This window comes from Bartonella sp. TT67HLJMS, assembly GCF_042193375.1.
GTDB classification, from domain to species: domain Bacteria; phylum Pseudomonadota; class Alphaproteobacteria; order Rhizobiales; family Rhizobiaceae; genus Bartonella; species Bartonella grahamii.
In genome coordinates this window covers 1-11,398 of the sequence record NZ_JBHILP010000006.1, presented here as the reverse complement: position 1 = coordinate 11,398, position 11,398 = coordinate 1, and the positions used below count along the sequence as shown (strand labels likewise).

The following is an 11,398-nucleotide window of genomic DNA, read 5'->3' as shown; positions in this document are numbered from 1 at the left end:
ACTCTTTCACTGGAAGTCCTTTGGGCTTTTAAAGTGTAGAAGGAGTGCGCATGTGCTCTCAAAGTTTTTTACTAAACGGGACCTCTAAACAATCATCTCTCAATTACGTTTCTTGCGCTATACAAAACTTCGTTATCACCAGACACCCCTCCCCCATAACAAAAACATTGGCATTAACCATTGAGAGCCCACATACCGTTTGTAATGTCTACAATCTATACATCATATTGATTTATAATAATTAATTATCTTATAACTTAAATAAGAAATCCCAATACTGTAAGATTCTGTCATTGCAAATCTATTTATATTACATCAATAAAAAATATATCTCTCACATTCCAAACGTAGCTAGAATGTAGATAAAAAATGGAAAAATACCTATAATGAATACTTGTACTCAGCACTGTCACAACATTGGGAGAAAATATAAATACTATAATGGTGCTCACTTGCTCTTTTGTTAAGCATAAAGATAGTGAGGTTCAATAGATTTTTTATTATTTTACGGGGGGCTTTACCGTCATACCATTTATAAACACCGTCGCAAAAAGGGCTTTAAGATGTATTAAGACACACAACAACCACCCCAGCTGTTTTTCTCGATCACACCTCTTGAGGCAAGATTAGTAGAGCTTAATCTTAAAAAACCGATTCAATATATGAACCCCCTGCGTAATATCAAACCCATGCGTATTTGGTTTAATAAATCCACGACAAAACCCTCATCAATTTCACTCTACGACTTTGAGTAATATGCTTTGCTTCCTGCAACAAAGGCTGTTTTTTATCACTGGTCAGAGGCAGCTTCTGAAATATTAGCATTTACCGCAGTGCCCGTTGTTACGGCATCCACATGCCCCACAACGTTACCACCCGCTCCATCGACAGTAGCGTCCGCTACCCCTGTGGTTTTATTATTGATCACACCTCTTGAGGTAAGACTGGTAGAGTTTTGCAATCCTACAAGACCGATTTTATTATATCCAGCCATGCGTATTTGATTTAATAAATCGATGACAGCACCATAATCAATTTCGCTATCGGCTTTGATTAAAATTTTTGTCTCTAAATTTTGCGTAGTTTCCCTCAACAAAGCTTCTCTTAAAGCTGCCTGTTCTACAAGATGATCACCAATGTAAAGAGAACGATCTTTTTGCAAAGTAACATAAAGAGGTTCATCAGACTGAACCACTGAAGGTGTTTGAGTTATAGAAGGAAGCTGAACAGGAATGACAGATGTTGCCAAAGGTGCAGCAACCATAAAAACAATAAGCAACACCAACATAACATCAATAAAAGGGGTCACATTGATTTCGCTTTGCAACCCACTTTCGTCTGTATCCCAATCATTATTCAGGCTTGCTTTCATTTTTTATGACTTTTCTGTTGTCTTTGTTTATCGAGTTCACGGCTCAAGAGCCTTTCAAGAGCCGCAGCGATATCGCCTAAATCATTGCGATAACCATTCAAAGCACGCATAAGGCTATTATACATAACAACGGCGGGAATAGCTACAAAAAGCCCAATAGCCGTTGCGAATAAGGCTTCAGCAATTCCTGGCGCCACCACATCAAGTCGCGTTGTTTGAGACTGAGCAATCCCAATAAAAGAATTCATAATTCCCCAAACAGTCGCAAAAAGACCAACAAAGGGAGCAATTGCGCCAATGGTTGCAAGAACAGCGCTTCCACATGCAACACGGCGTGTAGCAGCCAACAAGCAGCGTGACAAAAGCGAATGAACCCTTTCTTTTAAACCTTCATGAACATCGCGAGCCTTAACATCGCGAACATCGCGGGAAACATCTTCATATTGATTGCTCTCCTCATAAAAGAGAATGTCTTCAAGCGTTTGTGCACTTTCCCTTTCACTGGTTCTTTCCTCAGAGCTTTTATTTATCCCTTCAGGAGCAGAAAAATGAACCTGTTGTGTAGAAAGATACACCTCTTTAAGGACTTCTTTGAGAAAAAACACACCAGCCCCTTTGCTTTCTTTCAAGCCAGCTGCCAAACGTGTAAGAGTCTGAGCATTAAGAACCAATTGAAGTTCATGACGTACTCTTCGTTTTGCCAAAGTGATCTCAATAATTTTCACAAAAGCAATTGTCCAAGATATAAGAGAAGCAAGTAACAAAATAATGATAACGGCTTTCACCACCCAATCAGCAGCCATAAACATAGAAAAAGGAGAAAAATCATGCGCTGTCAATACAGCAGACATATTATCTAAAGGTACTGTTTCAGATTCCATTTCTATCTCACATTCTTATGGTCTTATCTTTTTTATGAGCTGAATCGTCACCCCACATAGCATCACTGTTTCACAATGCCACTACCCTTTTAACGTCATTTTCGCATTCCTCTTAAGAAAGAAAACTTGATAAATCAAGTATAGTTTTATTCCACAAGCTCTCTCTTATTCTAAAGAAATCACTCAAGAAATTTTTCTCTAACAATTCAACAAGTTGATCTTAGCCAATCAATTTATTACATAAATTTGGCAAAATGATAGACTCGCAAGAAGTATTGCATATAATATTTTAATTTATAAGAATAATTTATCATTGTTTCTGTTGAATGAATCCCTCATATCGCAAAGCTTCTCTCATTTCAGCGGCTCTTTTAAACCCAACAAAATATTTACTTGCAAAGAATAAGCAGCAAAAATATCATAAAACTCTTGAAGAAAAGGATATGCACGTCTCTAACAACCAGTGCACTGAAGTACCACCTATCCCAAAATAAAAATATACCTTACATTTAAAAAAAGAGCTATCGCAATATCTTAAACTTACCAAAAATATAAAGTATAATGGGAGAGCTCGTTTAGCCCCCAAATACATAGAGAGTAAAGAACAGCAATATTATTTTCTTGTTCTTCTGCAAAAGCATAAAAATGACATTACTTCTGCCGCAAAAGCGCAACAACCGTGTTTTTATCTGTCACAAACCTAAAAAATAAGCCTCAACACGCTTTTAAAAAACTATTATAAAAACTGCGCCACAAGAAACTGAAGAATGGTGCTAAATTCCTGCAAAAGCATAAGACAATTTTCAACGGATGCGATCCTTTACGGGTATTGCCTATCATATAGGAAAGATTCATTTTATCAAAAACAGTCTTAAATTCGACAAAATAAAAGGAACCAAAAAAAACTTTTGGCGTTACTCAACCAGTGAAAATTTTCACTCCAATGCAAATGATCACTATGAACACACCAATACGAATATAATGAATCAAGAGAGGGAAAGAATATCATGGCTCAGAACAAAACAACACAGCGTAATAAAACAGCCGTAGAAGAAAAAGACCTACAAGGACAATTAGAAAAGTTACGCACTGAAATTTCAGGGATTACCTCAACCCTGACAGATCTTGGTGCAAACAAATTTAACGCCGCCAAAGACAAAGCGGAAAAACTATATCATTCAGCGAAAGAAAGTGGTGAAGACATGATGTCTCAAGCAAAAGACAAAATCAGTGATCTTGAACAAACCATGAATCAATGCGTTCGCAAAAATCCTGGCAAAAGCGTTTTGTTTGCCGCAGGGGTTGGTTTTATTCTTTCTCAATTACTGCGTCGTTAAGCAATGCATAAGTTTATCACTCCTCTTTTAAACCATCTTGTCGGCGGAGGGCTTAAAAGCACTGTCAAGAAAGTACGCCTTCAAGCAATTTGCTATGGGTTTATTGGCATTTCATTCTTCATGTCTTTGCTTTTTTTATGTATCATCGTTTTTATTGCGTTATGTTCTGTTATGAAGCCTCTTGCCGCTGCCAGTATCATGTTTTTAATTTGTCTTTCTCTTGCAGGAGTAGGTCTTATTATCAGTCGTATTCTCAAGGCTTATCAACGCTATGACCAACAAAAAAAGACAGAAGAACAACACCAAAAACTAATGACAGATGCGACCGTTTCCAGCCTTGCAGCTCTCAGTCAACATTTCCCTTTTGCCAAATTGAAAGTTCCCATTCTCGGAATTGTAACTTATTTTCTGTGGAAAAAAGGTAAAAAAGACCGCTTTTCAAAGTAAAATATGTAAAACTGTCACTCTAATCCCCCCAATGTGCTTTCTTTTACTATAAAAGAAAGCACATCTTTTCTCATAGTCTCTTTAGCTTCTTCAAGTGCCTGAAAAGAAGTCCCTTTCATTTTCGCTAAAAATTCCATGGATCCGAGTAAATCTCTTTCAGATTGCAATCCATGTTTCATGAACATAGCAACATGAGGCAATGCTTCAATTAGAAGTCCTAGTTTAATTGGAAGCAATGTAGTGTTTTTTGAAGGTCTGGATAGTTCGTTTCTGCCTTTCTCTATTTTTTCATAAGCCTTTTTTTCATGACCAAAGGTCATGTTAGCATTTTGAGTGTGTTCAGAGTGATCTGAACATTCGTTTTTGTTACAATTACAATCATAGTTAGAGGTTGTATATTCTATGTGTATTTCGTCAGCGAAATGCCTGTATTTTGTTTTTGATGTTTTTTACCAAAAAAAAACGTTGTAAAATCCACTCCAAAAGACCTATTGCTTTGTGCAATTTTTCTACCAAAGCTTTAGCTCGTCGCCCAATAATATGAATGATTTTTTGCATTCTAGAAAAAAACAATGATGTAAACGGTATAGATTCAATTGCTGCGTAAGAAGCTTTAATTTGTCGCACCAAGCCTTGAAAACAATGCAAAGCATCCTTTTGTTTGTTCTGAGACTCTAGGACTTCGTCAACTTTTTTGTTAAGTTCATGGTATCGAGCAACAAGAATACGTAAATCAATCCTATTAAAGCCCGCAAACTGTTATAATTCCATGACTACGGCTTCGCACTGAATAGCGTTTAAATTTACCAGAATCCCGCATGACAACAAGACCACAATCATAAAGACGTGAAAGCAATCGACTAACACGTTCTTCACCCCGTTTAATTTCAAACGCCAGTCGTTTATTACTTTTAAAAACGATAAAAATCCCCCTTTTTCAAATGAAGATGTCGAAGCTGTATTCAATAAAGCCAAGGGAAGTTTACCTTCTGTCTCTCGTATAAAACCAGCTCTCTCTAATTTTCTAGCCAATCCAATCAATTGACCACGACTTACAGAACCAATCTCAGCAGTTTCTGCTAATTTTCTAAATTCTATATGATGTGCATTTATCTTTCTTCCAGATATTTTGTTAACCATAATTATTTTAACCTCATAACAGAGGCAAAAAAAATGTTAAAAACACCCTCATTCTACAAAATTTCTTTTGTAGAATGCATCACGATAAATTAATTCAGGAACTACTGTAGAATTTAATTCGCCGTATAGGTAGTACGGACATTTTAGAAACCCTTCTGTTGACGCCGTTGGGTTTTTATTTTTTTGCCATTATATTTCCCTCTATTTGAAACGACTGATAGCTTTAAAAAAAGCATGTCAAGGTCAAAGCGATGCAAAAATATTCAACACGATAAAACAAGGGTTTGCAATCTTCTTTCTAGTTTTTTCGATTAACACCTATGATACCTATAAAGTGCTATTTATTCCCCCTATAAGTTTTCTCTTTAATCATGATTTCAAAGCTGCATGAGAAGGACAAGACAAGCCTTTTGGCTATTGATCAAGGGCACGTGCGCCTCATGGTGTGCTTTTACAGAGTTCCCTTGCCTCTCCCCCCAAAGGCTTTTAGCCTTCTCATTTAAACGCAGATCTGATGTCATGATTGGGGTGCGATTATTAAGAGTTTGAGAAGCGAAGAGCTTTTCATTTAAAAAGCAAAACGAAATGACATATAGCCAAGGAAACGCGCTCCTACATAGCGCTGTAGTAAGCAACCTATATGCATACGCGAGCTTTAAACACAATAATTTTTCATCATGAGAGTTGTCCACCAAGGACTGTGTGGACTATGATTAACTTTTTTCTGATAAAGTTCGTAGTGGAATATTGCCTTGATTTTTAAATAGCGCTTGAAAAGACGCTTTATCAATAATGGTCAATGGGATTATAGCTCCCATGATCTCTTCGCCAATCTTCTGGTTGTTGAAATTTGCTCGACCATAAGCCATTTTGTGCTTTTTGAGCAGCAGATTGTAGAGTTTTATAGTCTTCTGGAGATGGAAAATTATGCTGATCTTTTGTTAGCACCATCAACCCTTCTGCAAGCCCCAAACGTGCCAGATCAACTCCGTCAACAAAACATTGTGCATAATGAACCTGTTGAATGACACGTGCTTGCCGACAAGTAACATTTTTATCGATTGTTTTTGAGACAAGCCAAGCAGTAACAAAAGCACCACATGGCCACTTAACTCCGTTGCGTGAGGCAAATTGCCTCATTTCACAGCTTTCCACACCATATAAGCGGATATCACGGATAATCTTTTTTCTCCATCCATCATCCACAAGCGTAATCATTTTAAAGGTCACACCACTTGTAACCTGTATAGCACCTGAATAAACCGGCACATTTTCTTCATAAAATTGTGATGACAATGGTTCTGGATGAAATACCTCATTTTGTTGTTTTGCATCTTGTTGGTTTGCATAATCTATCAATTGTGACTTCGGCTTTTGAACAAGGTTTTCTATTGTCTTTTCTGGTACTTTAAAAAAAGAATATTGCATAAGTTTTTCAGTATGTTGACTGAAATAAAAGCCTCCCAAAATAATAATATAAATTAAGACAATGTATTTAGGCGCTGCTCTAAGATATTTTAAAATTATCATTTTGAATATTACTATATTTTTTGTTCATTAACTAAAAAAAGATTAAATATTGTTAATTTATCGATAGAAAAATTTATTTTTTTCATTTATATGATTCCTGATTAATATTTTGAATATTAATTTTATGATCAACTTAAACATAAAGCGGGGGAATTTTCATGAAAAACATGAATAATTCGTTCATTAATGAACATACCTTACAAAAAACTACTCTATCCAACGCACAAAAGAAATGGTTAACAGCAGCATTGATGCTGTTTATTGCCTTCATCGCACTGAGTGAACCAGCATTTGCTGATGGCGGCTTCGGAAAAATTGAAACTGCTCTTGATAAAATAATTGAAGCTTTAACAGGAAAAATTGCAACATCAATTGCAACCATTGCGGTTGCTGGTATTGGGCTTGCATGGATTGCTGGTTATGTTGAAATGCGTAAAGCTTTTTTTGTTTGTGTTGGCATCGGCATTGTTATGGGTGCAACGCAAATCGTATCAATGTTTTCCCATTAAACTTTGTCTTTCAAAGCCATGAAAGAGCACGATAAGCTAACAGAAGATACGTTATTTCTTGCTTGCACGCGCCCTGCAATGATTGCAGGCGTGACGGTGGAAGCTATGGGATTAAATGGGATAGGAACGATGATATTGTTCATTATGGCAGGCAATATTTTTCTTCTAACCTTTGGTGTGATGCTGCATTTCATATTCAAGGAAATCCTAAAGCATGACCATAATAAATTTCGTATTCTTCTGACATGGCAAAAGACATCTATTTTTGCCAGAAATTCGAGTCTATGGGGTGGGGGAAGTATTTCTCCATTACGATTAATTCGTAATTATGAGGAATTATAATGAATAGAACAGAGCGCAAACGTGAAAAGCAGCCAGAGGCGATCATTCCTTATGTGCGCCATGTCAATAAACATATCATTGCGCTGGATTCACGCGCTCTCATGAGCGTTATTAAACTTGAAGGCATTAACTTTGAGACAGCGGATATTATTGATCTGAATGTGCTTCACGAACAGCTCAATAATCTGTTTAAAAACATAGCGGATGAACGGATAGCGCTTTATAGCCATATTATCAGAAAGCGTGAAACCGTTTATCCGGATGGGACTTTCAGATCGGCATTTGCCAAGCAATTAGATGATAAATATCGCGAGCGGATGGTTTCACAGGAGCTTTATCGCAATGATCTTTATCTTTCGATTTTGTGGAATCCACACGTTGATCAAACGGATAAATTAGTGGAGTTTTTCAAACGTTTAGGCAAAGCCAAGCAAGAAAAGACAGAAGTTGATGCAGAGTCCATTCGCAAGCTTGAAGATATTACAACAGATCTTATTCAAAATTTAGAGCGCTATGGTGCAAGAAGACTGAGCCTTTATGAACATGAAGGTAATATTTATTCGCAGCAAAGTGAGTTTATCCACCAATTGGTGGGAGGTCGTCGTGAACGTATCCCCCTCACGTGGGGGACGATAGCTTCGACTGTTTATTCAGACCGTCTCATTTTTGGAAAAGAGATCATAGAAATACGCTATGAGGCGGAACAGCGGTTTGCGGGCATGTTTGGTTGGAAAGAATATCCAGCAAAAACCAGGGTAGGCATGGCGGATGGTTTGCTCACGCTTCCCTTTGAGTTTATTTTCACCCAATCTTTTGTTTTCAAGAGCAAAAACATTGCCAAGCAGATTATGGGGCGCAAACAAAACCAAATGGTCAATGCAGGAGACCGTGCGGGCTCACAAATTATGGAGCTAGATGATGCGCTTGATGATCTTGAATCCAATCGTTTTGTTTTAGGGGAGCATCATTTATCATTGGCAGTTTTTGCTGATACGCCGCAAGAGTTAGCGGATAATCTTGCCAAAGCGCGTTCTCGTCTTACAGATGGTGGGGCTGTGATTGCGCGGGAAGATTTAGGGTTAGCGGCGGCTTGGTGGGCACAATTGCCTGGCAATTATGCTTATCGCACCCGCTCTGGTGCAATAACAAGCCGCAATTATGCAGCGCTTTCTCCTTTTCATTCTTTTCCGGTTGGAAAAATAGATGGCAATGTGTGGGGACCAGCGGTAGCCTTGATGAAAACCTCTGCTGGTTCACCGTTTTATTTTAACTTTCACTTTGGTGATTTAGGCAATACGTTTGTTTGTGGTCCCTCTGGTTCTGGGAAAACGGTTATTGTCAATTTTCTTTTAGCACAACTTCAAAAGCATGATCCCAATATGGTCTTTTTTGACAAAGATCGGGGTGCAGAACTTTTTGTCAGAGCGGGTGGCGGCACTTATATGCCCTTGAAGAATGGTAAACCGACAGGCATAGCACCGCTAAAAGGCTTAGACTATAACAATCCAGCAGATAGAGTTTTTTTACGCCAATGGATTATAAAGCTTGTTTCATCTGAAGATCAAAAGATCAGTGAATCAGAAAGACAAGACATTACGGCGGCTGTTGAGCAGCTTGCCTTGTTGCCAAAAGAACAACGGACGATCTCTGCCTTACAAATGTTTTTTGACACCACGCATAGGGAGGGGATATCGGGTCGTTTAGAAAGATGGTGTAAAGGCAATGCTTTAGGGTGGGTTTTTGACAATCCTGATGACGACATTGGCATTGATGCAAAATTTATTGGTTATGACATGACGGATTTTTTAGACAATGATGAAATTCGTCCACCTTTAATGATGTATCTTTTTCATAGGATTTTGTCTCTGATTGATGGACGTCGTATTATCATTGTCATTGATGAGTTTTGGAAAGCCTTAGAGGATGATTCCTTTAAAGCCTTTGCGCAAGACAGGCTGAAAACTATTCGTAAACAAAATGGTTTGATGTTGTTTGCGACACAATCTCCCAAAGATGCGATTAATTCGACCATTGCTCACACCATTATAGAGCAATGCCCCACACAGATTTATTTTCCCAATCAAAAGGGCAATCATGGGGATTATGTAGAAGGTTTTAAATTATCGGACAGAGAATTTAACCTGATACAATCAGAATTAAGCCGTGAGTCACGGCGTTTTCTCATCAAACAAGGACAAAGTTCAGTTGTAGCAGAACTGAATTTACGGGGCTTTGATGATGAAATAGCCATTTTAAGCGGCACCACCAAGAATATTGAACTCCTAGAGACCATTATGGATGAAGTTGGTGAATCTCCAGAAAAATGGCTTCCTATTTTTCAAGAAAGGTCAAAACAATGAAAAAACTTTTATTGGCAACAGCTCTTTGCGCAATTTCTTTTGGACCTCAAGCAAATGCATTTGGAGGTGGCCCCTTTGATTATAAAATACTGCTGGAAAATATAAAGCAATACGAAAAATTGACAGAACAAGTTGCAAAAGCAGAACAGCAAGTTCAACAAGGTGCACAACAGCTTGAGCAATTAAAGAGCCAACTCGATCAAGCGAAACAATTATATAACTCCTTGAATGTCAAGCCTGACATCTCGGTATTGAAAGACATGTTTAACAAGCAAGGGAGCAGTGGCGCCCTTCCTTCTGATTTTAACCACTTTCAACAATCGATGGGCAGTGGCGGCGGTGGTGGCGGTGGCGGCAGCAAAAACACGCAAAAATGGCAAGAAGAACTCTTATACAAAGAGCCCGCGGGGGGTGCAGGATCAAAAGAAGCAGTAGATGCTTTTTACGCACAAGAAGTGAAAAAAGCCGAACAGCGCATAGTAGGAGAAGCGGCAAAAGGCCAAGACGTCTACGAAGAAGCCAGTGAAACACAAAAAAACATTACCAAGCTCCTTGACGAACTTGGAAGTACTAAAGATGCGGGTAAAATTCAAGGCATTCAAGCACAATTAGCAGCGGTACAAGCAGACCTCCAAACAAAAATACTCCAAATGCAAGCTGCCATGATGATTCAACAAGCGGAAGAAAAAGCGGCAGAAAAACGTGAAGCGGAAGAATTTAGTGCACGATACAGAGCTTTGGCCAAAAAACTGCGTGGTCAATAAACGAGAAAAAAGAGGGGCTTGAATATGAACAAGATCATCATAACAACATTGCTACTTTGCACAGGGCTGATCACGGCTGGTTGTGAAAAAACCTACAGCGTAGAAGAACTTAAAAAAAATAAAAAACTGATGGAAGAAGTATTAGTGAAATGTTTGACGTCAGGGGATTTGAATTCGAAAAATTGTAAAAATGCAGAGCAAGCTGAATTTGAAACCCGTAAAAAATGGAGAGGCTTTGGCTCGACAAATGACGATAAACAAGAATCTGAAAAGAAACAGGACAATAAATAATGAATAAAGTTCTCATAACAACATTGCTGCTTTGCACAGGGCTCATCACAGCTGGATGTGAAAAAACTTACAGCGTCGCAGAATTTAAAAAAGATAAAAATTTGATGGGAGAGTGGAATGCTAAATGTGGATTAGCAGGAACTTCAAAAAATTGTGAAAACCTAAGATTAGCACAACTTGAACTTCAAAAGGAATATGAAGCAAAAGCTGAAGAGAGAATTAGGGAACACAACGAAAACATGCGTAAAGCGCTAGAAGAATATCGAGCCGAAATGCGAGCTGAACATGAAAGAAGGCAAGCCGAAATAGCAAAAAAAGAAGCTGAACTAGAAAAATGGAAAGCTAAAGAAAAAGCAAAAGAACAAGCCGAAAGAGAAGCAGAAGAGCGCGCTAAACAACAACAGGACAGTCATTAATCATGAATA

General features: G+C 38.1%; 13 protein-coding genes. 8 read left to right on the top strand and 5 right to left on the bottom strand.

The genetic code is table 11. The annotated features are described in order from the left end of the window. Positions 1–790 precede the first annotated feature (790 nt). Both ACFIJQ_RS04675 and ACFIJQ_RS04670 read right to left on the bottom strand, forming a co-directional pair. A complete protein-coding gene (locus ACFIJQ_RS04675) occupies positions 791–1,372 on the bottom strand; it encodes a biopolymer transporter ExbD (protein WP_375628777.1) in 582 nt (193 codons plus the stop codon). Then, positions 1,369–2,253: a MotA/TolQ/ExbB proton channel family protein gene (locus ACFIJQ_RS04670; protein WP_375628775.1), complete on the bottom strand. Its 885-nt coding sequence runs from the start codon at positions 2,251–2,253 to the stop codon at positions 1,369–1,371. The genes ACFIJQ_RS04675 and ACFIJQ_RS04670 overlap by 4 nt, the downstream gene beginning before the upstream one ends. Positions 2,254–3,260: 1,007 nt before the next feature. Here ACFIJQ_RS04670 and ACFIJQ_RS04665 point away from each other — a divergent pair. Both ACFIJQ_RS04665 and ACFIJQ_RS04660 read left to right on the top strand, forming a co-directional pair. Further along, positions 3,261–3,590, top strand: coding sequence for a YqjD family protein (locus ACFIJQ_RS04665; protein ID WP_375628773.1), 330 nt, complete (start codon positions 3,261–3,263; stop codon positions 3,588–3,590). Between the two features lie 3 nt (positions 3,591–3,593). After that, the gene (locus ACFIJQ_RS04660; protein WP_375628771.1) at positions 3,594–4,037 is read left to right on the top strand and encodes a hypothetical protein; all 444 of its coding nucleotides are present in this window, start codon (positions 3,594–3,596) and stop codon (positions 4,035–4,037) included. A 14-nt stretch (positions 4,038–4,051) separates the two neighbouring features. Here the strand turns inward: ACFIJQ_RS04660 and ACFIJQ_RS04655 are convergent, their stop codons facing one another. The 3 genes from ACFIJQ_RS04655 to ACFIJQ_RS04645 form a co-directional block, all read right to left on the bottom strand. Then, a complete protein-coding gene (locus ACFIJQ_RS04655) occupies positions 4,052–4,357 on the bottom strand; it encodes a hypothetical protein (protein ID WP_375628769.1) in 306 nt (101 codons plus the stop codon). A 422-nt stretch (positions 4,358–4,779) separates the two neighbouring features. Beyond that, the gene (locus tag ACFIJQ_RS04650) at positions 4,780–4,923 is read right to left on the bottom strand and encodes a helix-turn-helix domain-containing protein (protein WP_375628938.1); all 144 of its coding nucleotides are present in this window, start codon (positions 4,921–4,923) and stop codon (positions 4,780–4,782) included. A 1,040-nt stretch (positions 4,924–5,963) separates the two neighbouring features. Beyond that, positions 5,964–6,707, bottom strand: a complete 744-nt coding sequence (locus ACFIJQ_RS04645) for a nuclease (RefSeq protein ID WP_375628767.1) — start codon at positions 6,705–6,707, stop codon at positions 5,964–5,966. Between the two features lie 158 nt (positions 6,708–6,865). Here ACFIJQ_RS04645 and ACFIJQ_RS04640 point away from each other — a divergent pair, with 158 nt between their 5' ends. The 6 genes from ACFIJQ_RS04640 to ACFIJQ_RS04615 are packed head-to-tail and all read left to right on the top strand — an operon-like array spanning position 6,866 to position 11,389. Continuing rightward, on the top strand, positions 6,866–7,216 hold the full coding sequence (locus tag ACFIJQ_RS04640; RefSeq protein WP_375628765.1) for a TrbC/VirB2 family protein: 351 nt from the start codon (positions 6,866–6,868) through the stop codon (positions 7,214–7,216). An 18-nt stretch (positions 7,217–7,234) separates the two neighbouring features. Continuing rightward, the gene (locus ACFIJQ_RS04635; protein ID WP_375617900.1) at positions 7,235–7,558 is read left to right on the top strand and encodes a type IV secretion system protein VirB3; all 324 of its coding nucleotides are present in this window, start codon (positions 7,235–7,237) and stop codon (positions 7,556–7,558) included. Beyond that, the gene (locus ACFIJQ_RS04630; protein ID WP_375628762.1) at positions 7,558–9,918 is read left to right on the top strand and encodes a VirB4 family type IV secretion/conjugal transfer ATPase; all 2,361 of its coding nucleotides are present in this window, start codon (positions 7,558–7,560) and stop codon (positions 9,916–9,918) included. The genes ACFIJQ_RS04635 and ACFIJQ_RS04630 overlap by 1 nt, the downstream gene beginning before the upstream one ends. After that, positions 9,915–10,682: a type IV secretion system protein gene (locus ACFIJQ_RS04625; protein WP_375628760.1), complete on the top strand. Its 768-nt coding sequence runs from the start codon at positions 9,915–9,917 to the stop codon at positions 10,680–10,682. Before ACFIJQ_RS04630 ends, ACFIJQ_RS04625 begins: the two co-directional genes overlap by 4 nt. Before the next feature lie 24 nt (positions 10,683–10,706). Then, positions 10,707–10,973: an EexN family lipoprotein gene (locus tag ACFIJQ_RS04620; RefSeq protein ID WP_273787721.1), complete on the top strand. Its 267-nt coding sequence runs from the start codon at positions 10,707–10,709 to the stop codon at positions 10,971–10,973. After that, on the top strand, positions 10,973–11,389 hold the full coding sequence (locus ACFIJQ_RS04615; RefSeq protein WP_375628758.1) for an EexN family lipoprotein: 417 nt from the start codon (positions 10,973–10,975) through the stop codon (positions 11,387–11,389). The genes ACFIJQ_RS04620 and ACFIJQ_RS04615 overlap by 1 nt, the downstream gene beginning before the upstream one ends. Positions 11,390–11,398: the final 9 nt, after the last annotated feature.

Coding starts and splice junctions, on each gene's coding strand:
- ACFIJQ_RS04620 (WP_273787721.1), top strand. CDS start 10,707: ATGAACAAGATCATCATAACAACATTGCTACTTTGCACAGGGCTGATC.
- ACFIJQ_RS04660 (WP_375628771.1), top strand. CDS start 3,594: ATGCATAAGTTTATCACTCCTCTTTTAAACCATCTTGTCGGCGGAGGG.
- ACFIJQ_RS04675 (WP_375628777.1), bottom strand. CDS start 1,372: ATGAAAGCAAGCCTGAATAATGATTGGGATACAGACGAAAGTGGGTTG.
- ACFIJQ_RS04615 (WP_375628758.1), top strand. CDS start 10,973: ATGAATAAAGTTCTCATAACAACATTGCTGCTTTGCACAGGGCTCATC.
- ACFIJQ_RS04670 (WP_375628775.1), bottom strand. CDS start 2,253: ATGGAATCTGAAACAGTACCTTTAGATAATATGTCTGCTGTATTGACA.
- ACFIJQ_RS04625 (WP_375628760.1), top strand. CDS start 9,915: ATGAAAAAACTTTTATTGGCAACAGCTCTTTGCGCAATTTCTTTTGGA.
- ACFIJQ_RS04645 (WP_375628767.1), bottom strand. CDS start 6,707: ATGATAATTTTAAAATATCTTAGAGCAGCGCCTAAATACATTGTCTTA.
- ACFIJQ_RS04655 (WP_375628769.1), bottom strand. CDS start 4,357: ATGACCTTTGGTCATGAAAAAAAGGCTTATGAAAAAATAGAGAAAGGC.
- ACFIJQ_RS04635 (WP_375617900.1), top strand. CDS start 7,235: ATGAAAGAGCACGATAAGCTAACAGAAGATACGTTATTTCTTGCTTGC.
- ACFIJQ_RS04630 (WP_375628762.1), top strand. CDS start 7,558: ATGAATAGAACAGAGCGCAAACGTGAAAAGCAGCCAGAGGCGATCATT.
- ACFIJQ_RS04665 (WP_375628773.1), top strand. CDS start 3,261: ATGGCTCAGAACAAAACAACACAGCGTAATAAAACAGCCGTAGAAGAA.
- ACFIJQ_RS04640 (WP_375628765.1), top strand. CDS start 6,866: ATGAAAAACATGAATAATTCGTTCATTAATGAACATACCTTACAAAAA.